Annotated in this window: 16 protein-coding genes; 8 read left to right on the top strand and 8 right to left on the bottom strand. The window is 35.8% G+C overall.

What is annotated here, in order from left to right; translation table 11 throughout:
- Positions 1 to 131 precede the first annotated feature (131 nt).
- Positions 132 to 1,010 carry a glycosyltransferase family 2 protein gene (locus tag DCS32_RS01240; protein WP_108876633.1) on the top strand — a complete coding sequence of 293 codons (879 nt, stop codon included), beginning with the start codon at positions 132 to 134 and terminating at the stop codon, positions 1,008 to 1,010.
- Complete coding sequence (locus DCS32_RS01245; RefSeq protein WP_108876634.1) at positions 1,003 to 1,935, top strand: glycosyltransferase family 2 protein; 933 nt, start codon at positions 1,003 to 1,005, stop codon at positions 1,933 to 1,935. Before DCS32_RS01240 ends, DCS32_RS01245 begins: the two co-directional genes overlap by 8 nt.
- Here DCS32_RS01245 and DCS32_RS01250 read toward each other — a convergent pair.
- Positions 1,932 to 2,312 (bottom strand): sugar 3,4-ketoisomerase, encoded by a 381-nt coding sequence (locus DCS32_RS01250; protein WP_108876635.1) that lies wholly within the window; start codon positions 2,310 to 2,312, stop codon positions 1,932 to 1,934. The two genes, DCS32_RS01245 and DCS32_RS01250, sit on opposite strands and share 4 nt — an antisense overlap.
- On the bottom strand, positions 2,309 to 3,388 hold the full coding sequence (locus DCS32_RS01255; RefSeq protein WP_162533568.1) for a glycosyltransferase: 1,080 nt from the start codon (positions 3,386 to 3,388) through the stop codon (positions 2,309 to 2,311). The genes DCS32_RS01250 and DCS32_RS01255 overlap by 4 nt, the downstream gene beginning before the upstream one ends.
- A gap of 31 nt (positions 3,389 to 3,419) precedes the next feature.
- Between DCS32_RS01255 and DCS32_RS01260 the strand changes: the two genes are divergently transcribed.
- Entirely contained in the window at positions 3,420 to 4,553 is a 1,134-nt protein-coding gene (locus DCS32_RS01260) for a glycosyltransferase (protein WP_108876637.1), read from the top strand.
- 4 nt (positions 4,554 to 4,557) lie between these two features.
- On the opposite strand, the gene DCS32_RS01265 is transcribed toward DCS32_RS01260, so the two are convergent.
- The 4 genes from DCS32_RS01265 to DCS32_RS01280 are packed head-to-tail and all read right to left on the bottom strand — an operon-like array spanning position 4,558 to position 8,456.
- A complete protein-coding gene (locus DCS32_RS01265) occupies positions 4,558 to 5,097 on the bottom strand; it encodes a DapH/DapD/GlmU-related protein (RefSeq protein WP_108876638.1) in 540 nt (179 codons plus the stop codon).
- Positions 5,090 to 6,379 carry an O-antigen translocase gene (locus tag DCS32_RS01270; protein ID WP_108876639.1) on the bottom strand — a complete coding sequence of 430 codons (1,290 nt, stop codon included), beginning with the start codon at positions 6,377 to 6,379 and terminating at the stop codon, positions 5,090 to 5,092. Before DCS32_RS01270 ends, DCS32_RS01265 begins: the two co-directional genes overlap by 8 nt.
- Positions 6,373 to 7,479, bottom strand: a complete 1,107-nt coding sequence (locus DCS32_RS01275) for a DegT/DnrJ/EryC1/StrS family aminotransferase (protein WP_108876640.1) — start codon at positions 7,477 to 7,479, stop codon at positions 6,373 to 6,375. The genes DCS32_RS01270 and DCS32_RS01275 overlap by 7 nt, the downstream gene beginning before the upstream one ends.
- Positions 7,476 to 8,456: a GNAT family N-acetyltransferase gene (locus tag DCS32_RS01280; protein ID WP_108876641.1), complete on the bottom strand. Its 981-nt coding sequence runs from the start codon at positions 8,454 to 8,456 to the stop codon at positions 7,476 to 7,478. The genes DCS32_RS01275 and DCS32_RS01280 overlap by 4 nt, the downstream gene beginning before the upstream one ends.
- A 137-nt stretch (positions 8,457 to 8,593) precedes the next feature.
- Between DCS32_RS01280 and DCS32_RS01285 the strand changes: the two genes are divergently transcribed.
- Together DCS32_RS01285 and DCS32_RS01290 are read left to right on the top strand one after the other, a co-directional pair.
- Entirely contained in the window at positions 8,594 to 9,895 is a 1,302-nt protein-coding gene (locus DCS32_RS01285) for a hypothetical protein (protein WP_108876642.1), read from the top strand.
- Entirely contained in the window at positions 9,885 to 11,030 is a 1,146-nt protein-coding gene (locus DCS32_RS01290; protein WP_108876643.1) for a glycosyltransferase family 2 protein, read from the top strand. The genes DCS32_RS01285 and DCS32_RS01290 overlap by 11 nt, the downstream gene beginning before the upstream one ends.
- A gap of 91 nt (positions 11,031 to 11,121) precedes the next feature.
- On the opposite strand, the gene typA is transcribed toward DCS32_RS01290, so the two are convergent.
- Both typA and DCS32_RS01300 read right to left on the bottom strand, forming a co-directional pair.
- A complete protein-coding gene (typA, locus tag DCS32_RS01295; protein WP_239057544.1) occupies positions 11,122 to 12,918 on the bottom strand; it encodes a translational GTPase TypA in 1,797 nt (598 codons plus the stop codon).
- 439 nt (positions 12,919 to 13,357) lie between these two features.
- Positions 13,358 to 13,777 (bottom strand): nucleoside-diphosphate kinase, encoded by a 420-nt coding sequence (locus DCS32_RS01300; RefSeq protein WP_041295684.1) that lies wholly within the window; start codon positions 13,775 to 13,777, stop codon positions 13,358 to 13,360.
- 232 nt (positions 13,778 to 14,009) lie between these two features.
- Here DCS32_RS01300 and DCS32_RS01305 point away from each other — a divergent pair, with 232 nt between their 5' ends.
- The 3 genes from DCS32_RS01305 to DCS32_RS01315 are packed head-to-tail and all read left to right on the top strand — an operon-like array spanning position 14,010 to position 16,761.
- On the top strand, positions 14,010 to 15,026 hold the full coding sequence (locus tag DCS32_RS01305; RefSeq protein WP_108876645.1) for a DHH family phosphoesterase: 1,017 nt from the start codon (positions 14,010 to 14,012) through the stop codon (positions 15,024 to 15,026).
- Positions 15,023 to 15,574, top strand: coding sequence for a gliding motility-associated peptidyl-prolyl isomerase GldI (gldI, locus tag DCS32_RS01310; RefSeq protein ID WP_108876646.1), 552 nt, complete (start codon positions 15,023 to 15,025; stop codon positions 15,572 to 15,574). Before DCS32_RS01305 ends, gldI begins: the two co-directional genes overlap by 4 nt.
- A gap of 14 nt (positions 15,575 to 15,588) precedes the next feature.
- Entirely contained in the window at positions 15,589 to 16,761 is a 1,173-nt protein-coding gene (locus DCS32_RS01315) for a peptidylprolyl isomerase (protein ID WP_108876647.1), read from the top strand.
- Positions 16,762 to 16,802 lie beyond the last annotated feature (41 nt).

Genomic DNA, 16,802 nt, shown 5'->3' on the forward strand with positions numbered 1-16,802 from the left:
AATTCATCAATAAATTGGTGTTTGATTGATAATGAAGTCTTCCTCATATAAATTAATGAGTGAGACTTCATATAGATTTTGGCTAGTAAAATGCCTAAAACTTCTATTTAGCGTATATTGACATTACTTTAATGCTTTCTATACTTATCCCTACATATAATACTGATATCACAGATCTTGTCCAGTCTATCTGTGAGCAAGCACATCGTGCGAGGATTACTTTTGAATTGATTTTCTGTGAAGATGCATCTTATTTACAAACAGAAAAAAACGTACAACTTCTAGGAAACACTAACGTAAAACGGCTAATAAACGCTACCAATTTAGGTAGAACTGCCACCCGTTCTAAACTTGCCGATAATGCAACATATAGTTGGCTACTATTTCTAGATGCAGATGTTGCACTACCTTCAATAAATTTTATTGAAAATTATGTTTCTCATCTCAAATTATCACATGATATTATTCATGGTGGAGTTTCATATTTAAAAAATGGCAACCATAACTCCGCGCTAAGACATAGATACGGTTTACAAAGAGAAGCACAATTAGCTAAAGTAAGGTTAAAAAAACCTTACTATATCATTTCTCAAAATATACTTGTAAAAAAGGAAATTTTTTTAAAGCTAAATACAATTGAATCAAATAGGTATGGTCTTGATAATATATTCTCCTATCAAATTTTTAAACAAGGGTATGATGTCCAACACATAGATAACCCAGTAATACATCAAGGTTTAGAAAAGAACGATGTGTTTTTAAAAAAGTCTTCACAAGCGATAGAAACTCTTATTTATTATGAAGAGAATGGTCTAATGGCTCAAGACTTCACACGTTTACAAAAAAGCTACCTTACTCTTAAAAAATACAGAGGAGTACTTATTTTTAGGGTTACCATAGGTAAAGGTATCAAGTACATTGAAAAAAACTTAATGAGCAAGAAGCCATCTCTATTGCTTTTTGACTTGTACAGACTACATCATTATATAACTCTTAAAGAAAATGCCTAAGTTCTCGGTAGTCATATCGGTTTATAATAAGGAGGACTTTATACAGAAGACTGTAGAAAGTGTCTTAAACCAATCGGTGCAAGATTTTGAGATTATTATAGTTAATGATGGTTCAACTGATGATAGTGCTAACATCATCAAAAATATTGATCAAGCAGCCATAAATTATATCGAATTACCTCAAAATGTAGGTGCTAGTGCAGCTAGAAATATAGGTATTAAATCTGCCAAAGGATCCTTTATTGCGCTTCTGGATGGAGATGATGTTTGGGAAAACTATTATCTAGCCGAGATTGTAAGTCTCATGCATATGTTTCCTCATCATTACGTTTTCGCGACAGCGGTATTCAAAGAATATATAGGAAAAACTACAGCAAGTAACTATAGTTTTGATAATCCAAATGAAGACACTTTTCTAGATCTAAACTACTTTGAGAGTAGCTATAAAAACTCGCTATTAACGAGTAGTTCTGCAGTGATACATAAGTCCGTTTTTCATGATATTGGGTCTTATGATGAGTCCATAAAAAGCGGACAAGACACAGATCTATGGATTAGAATAGGAATTAAATATCGAGTAGCTTTCAGTACTAAGCCCGCTGTAACTTATATCTATGCGCCACAAAGTCTTTATAAAAGTATAAGCAGTGTTACACATAGACCTGATTATCTCAATTATCTTAATGAAGAAGAAGAGCTTGAGAGCTTAAAGAAATTTATAGATCTCAATAGATATTCCTTAATACTGAGGGCTAGGTTATGGAATGAGCCGCAAAGAGCGACCGTATATCTTGATAATCTTGACCTAAATAGTCTTAATAGTAGACAGCGGTTTCTAATTAATTTACCTCCGAGCGTTTTGAAAATAGCGTTTAAATCCCAAGAACTATTAGCACAAGCGGGGATTAATCTATCTGCTTTCTAGCCAATAAAATCTTTATAATCGCGGATGTAATCTTGCTCATCATATTCATGAGAAGCGAGTACGAGACAAACAGAACCAGATGAGAAATTTTCTAGTTCTCGCCATATACTCACATCAATTAACAAGCCTTCACTCGGATTGTTAAGCATAACCCGTTCTTTAGTCGTTCCATTATCGAGCACCACTTCAAAGCTACCGCTTACTGCAATGAGCAATTCTACACATTCTTTATGTGCATGACCGCCGCGATAGGCGCCACTAGGTACATCGTGTAAATAATAAACTCGCTTGATATCATGTGGAAACACACCATTTTCTATAACCGCAAGGTTGCCTCGCGGGTCTGTTATTCTAGGGATTTCTATAATTTTTTTCATAAGGAATTTATCAGTGTATTCCAGTCATTACTAATCTGTTCTTGTGACAAGTGTGCTACACTGTCTTTGGCATTTGATTTACAATGTGCTAAAAGTTCGCCATCAAGAACAAACATACGTATAGCATTAGATAATGCCACTATATCATAATTAGGAACTAATAATCCATTATGACCGTGTTGTACTATTTCATTAGGTCCAGACTCGCAATCTACACTTATCACTGGAGTTCCTAGTGATAATGACTCTACAAGCACCATTGGGAAACCTTCATAATGACTAGTTAAGAGCGTAAATAATGCATTTTTCACGATGGAGGACGGTTGTCTTTGATGACCTACAAAGTAGATTTTATTGCTAACGTTTAGTTTTTTGGCCAGGATAACTAGTTTTTCATTATCCTGACCGTCTCCCATTATTACGAGAGGTGTTTTTAAGTTCGCTTTCGCGAAAGCGGAAATCATCAAACTAAAATTCTTAACATCATCTACGAGTCTCCCATAACCAAGAATATAGGTACTGGGCAATGTACTAGAAGTTTCTGCTACTGAAAATTGAGGAATAGCATTGTAAATGTGGTTTGTGTTTCTGAAGCCATAAGTCTCTGTGATCTTATCACAAATGCGTTTTGAAACTCCTATAAAATTGGAGTTGTTGTAAAGTCTCTTTGCTATAGATATGGGCTTAGGGAAATAGGTTTCTAAACGGGCGCTACGCACCATAAATGCGACTTTAAGGTTACGATAGATGTATTGCGTATAGCAAATCTCTTTAAGTAGAGAGGGTCTAGATCTATTGTCTATAATTAAATCAAAATTGTGCTGGATTAAATACGCTCTTAATCTCTTCAAATGACCCCATCTAGCGGTTAAAGAATCATCAGTAAATTTATAACTCCCTAAATTAAAAAGTGTTCCTGTGTATGGGACTTCAATGTCTTCTCTTAAGGTGACGATATGCACCGTGTGCCCTAATCCAGACAACATAGTCGATAAAATCCCCAGCGATCGCTCTGCGCCACCACCTGCCAAAGAGATGGTAACTAACGCAATTTTTTTATGAGTATCTTTAGGCAACGGAAGAAATTTTGAATACCAAATATAGTCAATGCGCATCTTACTTGTAGGCGAATACAGCCGACTTCACAATTCGCTCAAAGAAGGACTCCTACAGTTAGGTCACGAAGTAACGATTGTGGGAAGTGGCGATGGATTTAAAAACTATCCTGTAGATATTAAACTTGAAAGAGGCTACACTAGCGGATGGAGAAAAAAGCTTAAACTTATTATTCTTAAAGCAGTTAGTATTGATATTTCTGAAATCGCTTTACGAAAATCATTCAACACTTTAAAACCACAACTTTCTGGTTATGATGTGGTACAGCTCATTAATGAGTCTAGTTTCAACACCACACCGTCATTAGAACTAGAAATAGCTCAGTATTTAAAAAATCACAATAAGAAAGTATTTCTCCTCTCTTGTGGTGCAGATTATCCAAGTATCACACATGCATTTACAGAGGAGCTTCCATACACTATAGTAACACCGTTTCAAGAAGAAAAGATAGATAAGAAATCTTTTGCCCCTGTGCTTAAGTATCTCGAGCTTGGTTATAAGGAACTACATAAAGAATTATATGAGCTTATAGATGGCGTGATTGCTACAGATCTTGACTATCATATACCGCTCAAAGGTCATGATGCATATGTAGGTTTAATTCCTAATCCCATAAACACAGATACCATTAAAAGCTTATCTCAGGAGAATACAAATCCTATTGTAATCTTTCATGGTATAAATCGCGCAAACTATTTTAAGAAAGGAAATGATATTTTTGAAAATGCGCTTGCAATAATTAAAGAGAAATATGCTTCAAAAGTTACTATAATTACCACCGAAAGCTTACCCTATAAAACCTATATTAAAAAGTATAATAGCGCACATATTATTCTAGATCAAGTATATTCACATGATCAAGGCTATAATGCTCTTGAAGCTATGGCACAAGGTAAAGTAGTGTTTACTGGCGCTGGCATTCACTTTAAGGAGCATTACAATCTTTCAGAAACTGTGGCCGTAGATGCTACGCCAGATGTAGATCAAATAGTGCGCAGTTTAAAGAAACTCATTGAAAATCCAGAAACCATTGAGGAGATAGGAAGGAACGCTCGATTATTTATTGAGACTCATCATCATTATAAGAAAGTCGCACAAACTTACATTGATACTTGGAATAATTAATTCTTTAAGAAAAGCTAGAAAACGTTGTTCCCGCAGCTACATTTCCTGTAACCTTACTTCCTGCCGCAATCACGGCATTATCTCCTATAGTTACACCTTTCCAGATACTCACATTATTTCCTATAAAAACATTCTCACCTATAGTCACAGCTGCGCTAGATCCTGTAACTAACCTGCGTTTTTCGGGATTAAGACTATGAAAATTACAATTATAAATACTACAATTTAAACCTATGGTTGTTCTGTCTCCTATAGTAATAGAAGACTCATTTGCGATCGCACAAAAGTTATTATTAATAGCAACGTCTTTCCCAAAGATGATCTCACTGTCCACTTTCCTTGCTTCTATATACGCATAGGTATTATAAAATAATGGCGAATTGATAACACCTATATGTACGCTTTCGCGAAAGCATACTTTTCCTTTACCATTAATTTGCGCTGGTTGATGAAGTACCGCTTTGCCATCGATACTTTTTTGAGATGAAAGCATTTTATACTTCCAGATTCTAAAAGATTGTAATATGTTACTGAGTCTACTCACTTGCTGCTATTGTTTTACCAAATAATGGTTTCCGAAAGATAAACAGTAATACCAATAAATGTATAAAATAACTAAAGCAATGTCCCATAGACGCTCCCTCATATCCAAATTCTCGCACCAAGTAAATCCCGGAACAATAGATAACTACTAGTGATATTATCTCTGTTATTAAAAATAGCTTTAGATTGTTTGTTGCAATAATTTGATATCCTATCACGATGGAAGCTACCTTAAAAAAATCACCTAAGAGCTGCCATTTAAAAAGATGCGTCATGGGGATAAAATCTTCGGTAAAAATGAGTCCTACAATAAAATCACGTAGTAGATATATTACCACAAGTCCTACTCCAAAGAGTGGAAGAACGGTTTTATAAAACCCAAATATCTCCTTTCTAAAGGATGCGTCTGTAGTTGCCTTTGCGAGTTGAGGAAGTATATATAATGTCATAAGTGTGGCGACGAACTTCACATAATAACTAGATATTCTTGTCATTGCATCCCAGTAACCAGCACCATCACCTATCTCTTTACGTATGGCAATGTATACGAGCGGCAGCACAATCATAGAGAACAAAGCCATAAGTGTGTACGATCCTAGCTTTCGTAGCGCTGCTGTATCAAAGTTTGACCATAAAATACTTCTCAATACATCACCTTGCTTTCCCAGTGCAATTAAGGTAATCACAAGTATCACTGCTGGACTTATAACTAGTGCAAATAGTGCACCTTGCACACCGTAGTATACAATACTTAACACCGCTATAGCAAGACCTAAAAGATTAGAAAATATTTGAATGTTAACCACCTTCTTATAAGCCGACTGCCCATTAATAATAGCAAGTAAAATACCGTTGAGTGTTATAAACGGTAAGGCTATTGCCAGCAGCTTAAATACGTACATGTACTCTGTCCCTTCTCCAAAAACCTGTGTATTAAAATAAGCAGCGCCTATATATAACACCAACGATACAATTAAAGTCGCAACGAGACTCACAATAACAGCAGTGGACAATAAATTTGATAATGGATGACTCTTCTCATCACCGGTAGCTACGTACTTGACAATACCGTTAGACAAACCTAGATTTCCTGCAGCTTGAGCCGAAGTCATAAAATTGCGCAGATAACCTAGTAATGCCATGCCACGCTCTCCTAGATAAATAGCAATAAGTTTTGAAGTTATAAGCCCTCCTAAAATTTGGAGAACTACACTCACAGCATTTATTGAGCCTATCTTTAAAAGTGTATTGTCACCTATACTAGCGCGTATTTTACTTAGCATCTAAAGTTGTTTAGCGCTGTTATAATATCCTCAACATCTTCCTCTGATAATGCGGGTGATAATGGAATACTGAGCACCTCTTTATGCAATTGCTCACAAACGGGAAATGATTGCATATTGTACTCGCTAAGTCCCTCTTGCTTATGAGGAGGAACTGGATAATGAATATTAGTCCCTATTCCTTGATTTTTTAAGTATGCCTGTAATTGATCTCGATAAACACTTCGTATCACAAACAAGTGCCACACATGATTTTCCTCTTTATCTAATTGAGGTAGTAAAATATGTTTATTATCAATCTTGCTGAGATATTGGATTGCAATCTCACGACGTTTTTGATTTTGTATATCTAAGTCTCTTAATTTTATTCTCAAGAATGCTGCCTGTATCTCATCAAGTCTAGAATTAACTCCTGCATATTCGGCTACATAGCGTTCTTTAAAGCCATAATTTCGATATTTTTTTACCACCTGAGCAAGCGATTCATTATCTGTGGTAATTGCTCCAGCATCTCCTAACGCTCCTAGATTTTTAGTAGGGTAAAAACTGTGTGCACTCGCATCTGCTAGTGATCCGCTGCGATTTCCATTAACATCCTTCGCTCCGTGTGATTGTGCGCAATCTGTAATTACGAGTAGGTTGTACGCTTTCGCGAAAGCGTTAATCCTTTCCATATCCGTAAGTTCCCCATACAAGTGCGTAGGTAAAACTACTTTCGTTTTAGGAGTAATTTTATGTTCTAGATCTTCAAAATCGAAATTTAATGTAAGTAACGAAGCTTCTACTAATACTGGAATCAAACCAGCCTGCTTGATAGCGATAATCGTAGCGATATACGTATTACTTGCAACTAAAACTTCGTCTCCTTCCTGAAGTTGTTCTAAGATTTTATAGCCTTCAAAAATGAGTCGTAAAGCATCGAGACCATTTGCTGTACCTACACAATGTGTAGTTCCACAATACTGAGCATATTCTGCTTCAAAGAGTTGCACCTCTTCTCCTAGTACATACCATCCTTTCGCTAAAAAGGAATCGAACTTGTTTTTAAACTCCTGTTCAAAGGGAGCATTTATTTTTTTAAGATCTAAAAATGGAATCATACCAGTACGTTATTTAAATAGATATGATTTGCAGTGTCTATTTTAAAGCTTCGATGCACAAAAGTACGTGCGCCAAAACATTCTTTCCAATAAGTAAGTCCTTTATTGAGTTGTTTTCCTGCATTCTCATTTGAGGTTCCAAAATCAAAATATCTCTTGTTTTTAAATGTAACTTTTATAAGATGATTAAAAAGAAAGTCTAATGTACCTAAAGTTTGCTTTTCACTATTTGCCGAGATATACTGGACATGTGCTGTTGTATTTGTCTCAAATATTGTAGCTCCTCCTATAATATTTCCATCGTGATATACATTAAACTGTCTAATATTATTCGGGAACGCTTTCTTTAATAAGGTTATCTCTTCTATAGAGTGTGTAGGTTCCGCATTATGTTGCTCTTTAAGGTTAGGAATTAATATAACATCCCAGAAATCTTCAAGATAATCTTCTTCTTTAATAAGTAAATCGTGTTTTTGAGCTTTTTTCACTCCCTCAAGTCTATTGGATTGAATCTGTACGTTACTTCTATAATCAATGACAGAGGCGCTATCTACTCTATAACATTCTGCTTGCGTTAAGTGCAAGAGGTATTCTACTTCCTCACTAGGTAGTTGTGTATAGAAGCTAGGAGGTTGTTTTATGTCTAATATGGTAATTTCTTTACTTTCCAGATACTTGAGGAGTTCTTTAAAAAGTTCTAATGTGTCTGCCGTTTTTAGCTTTCGCGAAAGCAACAAACCACCATAAGTGAGGCCTTGGTGACTATACAATTGATTTCCTTTACTATTTGCGGGTAAAACAGCTACTACTTTTTCATTTTTATAGATCATTACAGAATGATCTACAAAACGATCTGAATGATAATCCATAAAAGATCGATTATGAAGAAACGTAGCATTCTTTGCCGTAGTGATAAAATCGTTCCACTGGACGGTGTCCTTTTGTTGAAACTTATGGATGGTATAAGATGATTTCAAATACTGGGAGTTGCTCTGTTAGTACTGTAAAATACGAACATAATTATATATAATCGTTCTTTTGATTGATGTGAATTATACTACAAGTACTTTGAACAGAATATCTATTTTAGCCAAATAAATTAAAATTACTGTTGATGCAGATTATGAGGTCTTTAAAAAGTAATAAAAGTTATACCATAGCAATTATTTTGATTGCTATATTAGTTCTTGTTACTGCTCTTTTACGACCCGTTCATATATTCCCTGACTCTGAAGGCTACATAACGGCTGCAATTTATAGAACTCCAGTATATCCATTATTTCTTAAAATTCTTAACTTATTATTTGGGAGCTACGAAGACATTGCTCTAATTGCATCACAAACCCTTATGGGCATAAGTGCAGCATTATTCATGATTACTAAACTTAGAAAATGGACTTCACTGTCAGTTTATTGGCTTGTGCTCCTTTTCGGAATGGTGCTATACCCATATATTGCTGAAAGAGGAATAGGCAACAATATCTTAAGTGAGGCAATATCTTATCCTCTTTATCTAATTACAATTACATTCTTTTTCAATGCATTTTTGAATAACGTATCAAAGCCATTGACCAAAGCCTTTATTGTACTCTTTGTACTGCTATTAACGCGGACGCAGTTTGTCTTTCTTGTCCCAATTGGAATACTTATTTGCTTGAATCTTTATTATCGAAATAGGACTTCTAAAAAACCACTAATCTTAGCGCTAGCATTTTTGATATTACCTTTTCTCACAAATTTGGCAGATAAAACATATCATTATGTACAACATAACCATTTTGTAAGTACTCCTTGGACAGGTATACATTTATTTACTCCTGCAATTTTTACTGCCGAAGAAGGAGATAATTTACTTTATGAGGATCCTCAAGAAAAAGATTATTTTGAGACAATGTTTGCCATTCTTAAAGAAGAAGGACTCAATGTCAATCATAAAAAAAATCCCAATGAACCAGATATTGATATCTACGAGGAACATTATAGTAAGATTGCAAATGCAACTTTATTTTATAAGGGACTAGAGGTAGTAAGTGATGGAGAGCTTACTGACGAAAACTTTATCCTCGTTGACCAGCTAACAACATCGATGACAGCAACTCTTACTTGGGATAATAAAGTAGATTGGACTAAATTATATATTATGAATTTTATTAATGGCTTTGGTTCCATTAGTATGTTTGTTTTATTTGTAATTCTATTTTTAATAAGCCTCACAGATTTCATTAAAGAGCCTGCGATTCTCAATAAAACTGTGTTATTCTTTACTATTTGCACAATGGCAAATATGGCAGTAGTCTCCATAGCAATGCACACTATACAGCGATTTACATTTTACAATGATTGGGTTCTATTTCTAATTGTTTTTCTCACAATAGATATGATAACTACCAAAAAAAATCTTACTAATGAAAATTGAACTTTCGATAGTGATGCCTTGTCTCAATGAGGCCGAAACGCTTGCTATTTGTATTCAGAAGGCAAATGAGTTTTTGGTAAATCAATCTATACAGGGTGAGGTTATCATAAGTGATAATGGCAGTACAGATGGCTCGCAGGACATAGCAAAAAAGCATGGAGCAATTGTAGTAAACGCACTTCATAAAGGATATGGAAGCGCATTAAAGGAAGGAATACAGGCAGCTCGAGGAGTTTACATCATCATGGGAGATGCCGATGATAGTTACGATTTTTCAAATCTCATGCCTTATGTTAATGAATTACGTAAAGGAAACGACTTGGTAATGGGTAATCGCTTTAAAGGCGGAATCAAAAAAGGAGCAATGCCCTTCTTACATAAATATCTAGGTAATCCTGTACTATCATTTATAGGGCGATTATTTTTTAAATCTAACATTGGCGATTTTCATTGTGGCTTAAGAGGTTTTAGTAAAAATGCTTTCCAGAGAATGGAGTTACAAACTACAGGTATGGAGTTTGCCTCAGAGATGATTGTAAAAGCAAGTTTAAAAGGGATGAAAATTGTAGAAGTTTCTACCATCTTACATCCTGACGGTCGTACACGACCACCACATCTCAATACTTGGCAAGATGGATGGAGACACCTGCGCTTCTTACTGCTATACAGCCCTAGCTGGTTATTTATGATTCCAGGAATCTTACTTATGACTGTTGGATTTATACTATCTACTATTCTCGTTACTGGACCCATACATTTAGGTGATATTACACTAGGGGTTCACACGCTACTATATAGTAGCGCCACTTTTCTTGTCGGTTTTCAACTCACACTATTTTACGGCTTGACTAAAATTTATACAGTAGAAAATGATTTACTACCTAAATCAAAAAAATATGATCAGCTCTTTAAAGTGCTTACTTTAGAAAAAGGCTTGATTGTAGGCTTTACGCTTATTTTAATAGCCATCATAGCAACTGTGTATGCTTATCAGAATTGGCAAGCTGTAAACTTTGGAGATATTACGGGTGTAAGCACTTTACGCATAGTAATTCCTGCTATTACAATATTGTTACTTGGTGTACAGACCATTCTTTTTAGCTTCTTTTTTAGCATACTAGGCCTTAGAAAGTAATAGTTGTTAGGTTTAGCTTTCGCGAAAGCGCATAAAAAAACCTACTCAGTACGAGTAGGTTTTTTCTATAGTATTCTTATTTCTAAGATTCTTAAGCTATTTTAAAACGCTTACGATCTACCTCTTTAAGGTGAATCTTACGTAATCTCAAGTGATTAGGAGTAACCTCTACATACTCATCTTTCTGAATATATTCTAGTGCCTCTTCTAATGAAAACTTGATAGCAGGAACAATCTTTGCTTTATCATCTGCACCAGATGAACGTACGTTAGATTGCTTCTTAGCTTTTGTGATGTTGATGTTCATGTCATCTTGACGAGAGTTCTCACCAATTACTTGACCTTCATATATATCTTCACCTGGAGATACGAAGAATTTACCTCTATCCTGTAACTTATCGATAGAGTAAGGTATCGCTGTTCCATTCTCCATAGATACTAGAGATCCAGATATACGTCCAGGAATATCTCCTTTAAAAGGCTGGTATTCTTTAAAGCGGTGAGCCATGATTGCTTCTCCTGCAGTTGCAGTAAGTAGTTGATTACGTAACCCTATAATACCACGTGATGGGATTAAGAATTCAATAATCATACGCTCTCCTTTTGCCTCCATAGAAAGCATTTCACCTTTACGCATTGTTACAAACTCGACAGCGCGACCAGATACATTTTCTGGAAGGTCAATAGTAAGCTCTTCTATAGGCTCACATTTTACTCCGTCTATTTCTTTTATAATTACTTGCGGCTGCCCGATTTGTAATTCATATCCTTCACGGCGCATTGTTTCAATTAGTACAGAGAGGTGCATTACTCCACGTCCGTATACTAAGAATTTATCTGCACTGTCTGTATCATTAACACGAAGTGCAAGGTTCTTTTCAAGCTCTTTAGTTAAACGATCTTTAATGTGACGTGATGTTACAAACTTTCCATCTTTTCCAAAGAAAGGTGAATCGTTAATTGAGAAAAGCATACTCATTGTAGGCTCATCAATATCGATAGTTGCAAGACCTTCTGGATTTTCAAAATCTGCAATAGTATCGCCTATTTCAAATCCTTCTAATCCTACAATTGCACAAATATCACCAGCTTGAACGCTTGGTACTTTTAAACGACCTAAACCGTCAAAAGTGTGTAATTCTTTAATACGTGTTTTCTTGATAGTTCCATCACGCTTTACAAGAGATACTTGCATACCTTCTGTAAGCTCACCACGGTTAAGGCGTCCTATTGCGATACGACCTGTAAATGAAGAGAAATCTAAAGATGTAATTAACATCTGCGTGTTTCCTTCTTTAACCTCAGGTACTGGAATATTTTCCATTATCATTTCTAATAATGGCTCGATAGAATCTGTTGGCTTCTCCCAATCGTCACTCATCCAGTTGTTCTTTGCACTACCATAAACAGTAGGAAAGTCTAATTGCCACTCTTCTGCACCTAGTTCGAACATGAGGTCAAAAACCTTTTCATGTACGATATCTGGAGTACAATTTTCTTTATCTACTTTATTTACTACAACAAGAGGCTTTAATCCAAGATCAAGCGCTTTTTGTAGTACAAAACGCGTTTGTGGCATAGGCCCTTCAAATGCATCTACAAGAAGACAAACACCATCTGCCATGTTCAGTACACGCTCTACTTCACCACCAAAATCGGCGTGACCAGGAGTATCGATAATGTTAATTTTCGTTCCCTTGTACATTACAGAAACATTCTTAGAGGTAATTGTAATCCCGCGCTCACGCTCAAGATCGTTGTTATCTAAAATAAGTTCTCCTTTAGATTCGTTTTCTCTAAAAAGCTCACAGTGATACATAATTTTGTCTACCAGGGTTGTCTTACCGTGGTCTACGTGGGCGATAATCGCGATATTCCTTACGTCCATAATGGGTTGTATTAATGCCGTGTTTTTGGCGGTGCAAAAGTAAGTATTTTTAATTAAAATATTTACTATTACTATATTATATGTGCTTTCTCCTTTTAAAATGAATTAAAAAGCACTCAATTTCTTGAAATAAAACAGCTTAGTTAATATAAGATGCTACTATTTGGAGCGATTGAGTTATAGTTTTATATGGGCGTTACCCTTCGGGTCAGGCTATGCGTTTTTACTCCTCCTCATTAAGAAACCTCGCTATCATCTCACATAAAAGTGAGATGGCTAGGTGATCTCAATTCGTGTGGGGTAGCCACTACTATCCTTAACGCAACAATAGCTGTAAATAAAAATGCTTCTTCTATGTTGTATAGAAGAAGCATTTTAAATAAATCCTAGTGTGTAAAAACACATGTAAGATATGTATATATGTTTATTGCGCTAGCAATTAAAACATCTCACGTCCAGAAAAATGGAAAGCACCTTCAATAGCTGCATTCTCATCACTATCAGAACCGTGTACTGCATTTTCTCCCATAGAAGTTGCATATAAAGCACGTATAGTACCTTCTGCAGCATCTGCTGGGTTTGTTGCTCCTATAAGCGTACGGAAGTCTGCTACTGCATTTTCTTTTTCAAGAACTGCTGCAACGATTGGTCCGCGTGTCATAAATTCTACAAGCTCTCCAAAGAATGGACGCTCGTTGTGTACTGCATAAAATGTCTCAGCGTCTGCTTTCGTCATTTGAGTAAGTTTCATTGCTACAATACGGAAACCGCTAGCAGTAATTTTTTCTAAGATTGCTCCGATGTGTCCGTTTTCAACGCCATCAGGCTTAATCATTGTAAAAGTTCTGTTTGTCATAATTCTTTAATTTCTGCAATGGCGGTATTATCTCCCTACCTTCACTTAGTTTTTAGATGCCCACGTGTTGAGCTTTTAAAATTTTCGCGAAAGCGTAAAAACTCTTTCTTGAAATCGCGTGCAAAAATACTGCTTTTTAATGTTAACACCATATTAAGTTTTCATCTACTTGAAAAGCTAAATATTTAATCACAAGCAGAAATAGAGCACAGCAGAAATTGTATATTCGCAAACTATGAATATCTCTCAAATCACAACAACAAAAGAGTTACTTAAAGACTCAAAAAACATAGCTGTAATTCCTCATAAGAATCCTGATGGAGATGCTATGGGAAGTACACTAGCACTTGTTGCATATTTAAATGCAAAAGGTCATAAAGCAGTTGTAGTGGCGCCTAATGAGTATCCACATTTTTTAAAGTGGCTGCCGGGTCATGACGATGTACTTTTTTACACATCTAATACAACTAATGCAAGGGATGCAATAAAAACAGCAGATCTTGTATTCACCTTAGACTTCAATCATTTTTCTAGAGTAGGAGACCTAGAAGAGGCGCTTGATAATGTCAAAGCTCCATTTATCATGATAGACCACCACCAGCAACCTGCAGATTATGCTGCGGTTACTTATAGTGATACTACCATGAGCAGCACTTGTGAGATGGTATATCACTTTATAAAAGCGCTAGGTGATGAGCAACTAATTACTGCAGATATGGCTAGCTGTCTATATACTGGTATCATGACAGATACTGGATCTTTTAGATTCTCATCTACTACTGCTACTACTCACGAGGTTATTGCTGCTCTCATCAAAAAAGGAGCAAATAACGACCAGATACATCAGAATATTTATGATACTAATAGTGAGTCAAGATTACAACTCCTAGGTGTTGCTCTTAATAATCTTGTGGTCTTAAGGGAATATAGAACTGCTTTTATTACTATGACGCAGAAAGAACTAGATGACCATAATTTTCAAAAAGGGGATACAGAAGGTTTTGTAAATTATTGTCTTTCGCTAGAGGGCATTATATTTGCTGTGATATTTATAGAACATAAAGCAGATAGTATTATAAAAATGTCGCTTAGATCTAAAGGGGAGTTCTCTGTAAATGAATTTGCTAGAGCTCATTATAATGGTGGAGGACATACCAATGCCGCTGGTGGAAGAAGCGAGATAGCACTTGCAGAAACTATTGCTAACTTTAAAGAGTTATTGCCTTCATACAAAGACCAATTATCATCATGAGAAATATAATATTTCTGTTTTCTATATTCCTTATTGTTTCATGCTCTGAGACAGTTGCTCGCAGACCAGTTTCTCAAAAAACAGGATCTTACGTAAAGACAGAAACTATCTCTCGTAACAAAGAGCTTATTGCCCAAGATGAAGCAGCTATTAAAAAATTTATAGCTAGTGATACTTTAAACATCTATAACCCTTCACCTAATGGTTTCTGGTATTCTTATATTGCAAAAGATACATTAGGTAAGCAAGCACCTCAAGTGGGTGATCTTGTTTTGTTTAATTACAACCTAGCAACAATCACCGGTAAAGAACTTGTTACGCAAGAAGAACTGGGTAATACGGTTACTCAAATAGATCAAAGTAATCCAGATATTATAACGGGAATAAGAGAAGGACTTAAATTAATGAAAGAAGGAGAAACAATGACGTTTCTATTTCCTAGTTATAAAGCTTACGGCTATTACGGTTTTGAAGATAGAATACCTAGCAATACACCAGTGCGCAGTACCGTTACTTTACTAGAAATAAAAGACCAATCAAACGAATAAATAAATCACAAACAATGAAGAAAACAAGTATGTTATTAGTTGCAGTAATTTTATCACTCTTTTCATGTAATGATAAATATCCAGATCTAGGAGATGGATTATATGCAGAAATCATCACAGATAAAGGAACCATGGTTGCCGAGCTTTTTTACAATGACGCCCCTGCAACGGTTGCAAATTTTGTTGCGCTAGCAGAAGGTACACACCCTCTAGCAGATAGCACGTATGCTGGTAAGCCGTTCTACAATGGATTGACTTTCCATAGAATCATAAAGGACTTTATGATTCAAGGTGGTGATCCTACAGGTACAGGTTCTGGTGATCCTGGCTACAAGTTCTTTGATGAACTTACGCCTGAGCGTAGACATGACTCTGCAGGAGTTCTTTCTATGGCAAACTCTGGATATGCGACTAACGGAAGTCAGTTCTTTATTACACATAAAGCGACACCACACCTTGATGGTTATGACTCAAACGGTAATCTTAAAAACTGTGATAACCCTAGAGTAAGCTGTCATACAGTATGGGGTAAAGTAGTTACCGGATTAGAAGTTGTAGATGCTATTACAGAGGTAGAACTTGAAGATCCACGTGCTGGAAAACCAAAAACGCCAGTAATTATCCAGCAAGTAAATATCATCAGAAAAGGAAGTGAAGTAAAGAATTACAATGCTGGTGAGACGTTTACAAATGAACTAGCGGCCTTTGAAGAAAACAAAGCAAAAGAAGCTGCCGAAAAAGCAAAGCAATTTGCTGGAAAGAAAGCTGAGCTTGATGCAAAGAGAGAAGGAATAGAAGAACTTCCTAGCGGATTAGGAATTTACTTTGATCAAAAAGGAAAAGGAATAAAGCCTAATACGGGTCAAAAAGTAAGAGTAGAATATGCTGGTTTCTTTACAACGGGAGAGTTATTTGATACAAGTAGCGAAGAAGTAGCTGCTGCAAATAACAAACTAGACGACCGTAAGAAAGCTGCTGGACAATATAAACTTCTTGAAACAGTATATAGCCCAGAAGCTAGACTTATTGCTGGATTTAAAGAAGGATTACAATTAATGTCTATAGGTGATAAAGCAACACTATTTATCCCTTACCACTTAGGATACGGAGCACAAGGTTACCCTGGTGCAATACCGCCTAAGGCAGATCTTGTATTTGAAATTGAACTTGTAGAGATTGTAAAGTAATACAAACATTACAGCCTATTAAAAAAGCTAGCCATCGTAGA

The organism is Dokdonia sp. Dokd-P16, from assembly GCF_003095655.1.
GTDB lineage: Bacteria > Bacteroidota > Bacteroidia > Flavobacteriales > Flavobacteriaceae > Dokdonia.

Bases quoted from the DNA above. Each gene is read 5' to 3' on its own strand.
- DCS32_RS01240 (WP_108876633.1), top strand. From the start codon at position 132: ATGCTTTCTATACTTATCCCTACATATAATACTGATATCACAGATCTT.
- DCS32_RS01245 (WP_108876634.1), top strand. From the start codon at position 1,003: ATGCCTAAGTTCTCGGTAGTCATATCGGTTTATAATAAGGAGGACTTT.
- DCS32_RS01250 (WP_108876635.1), bottom strand. From the start codon at position 2,312: ATGAAAAAAATTATAGAAATCCCTAGAATAACAGACCCGCGAGGCAAC.
- DCS32_RS01260 (WP_108876637.1), top strand. From the start codon at position 3,420: ATGCGCATCTTACTTGTAGGCGAATACAGCCGACTTCACAATTCGCTC.
- DCS32_RS01270 (WP_108876639.1), bottom strand. From the start codon at position 6,379: ATGCTAAGTAAAATACGCGCTAGTATAGGTGACAATACACTTTTAAAG.
- DCS32_RS01275 (WP_108876640.1), bottom strand. From the start codon at position 7,479: ATGATTCCATTTTTAGATCTTAAAAAAATAAATGCTCCCTTTGAACAG.
- DCS32_RS01285 (WP_108876642.1), top strand. From the start codon at position 8,594: ATGCAGATTATGAGGTCTTTAAAAAGTAATAAAAGTTATACCATAGCA.
- DCS32_RS01290 (WP_108876643.1), top strand. From the start codon at position 9,885: ATGAAAATTGAACTTTCGATAGTGATGCCTTGTCTCAATGAGGCCGAA.
- typA (WP_239057544.1), bottom strand. From the start codon at position 12,918: ATGGACGTAAGGAATATCGCGATTATCGCCCACGTAGACCACGGTAAG.
- DCS32_RS01305 (WP_108876645.1), top strand. From the start codon at position 14,010: ATGAATATCTCTCAAATCACAACAACAAAAGAGTTACTTAAAGACTCA.
- gldI (WP_108876646.1), top strand. From the start codon at position 15,023: ATGAGAAATATAATATTTCTGTTTTCTATATTCCTTATTGTTTCATGC.
- DCS32_RS01315 (WP_108876647.1), top strand. From the start codon at position 15,589: ATGAAGAAAACAAGTATGTTATTAGTTGCAGTAATTTTATCACTCTTT.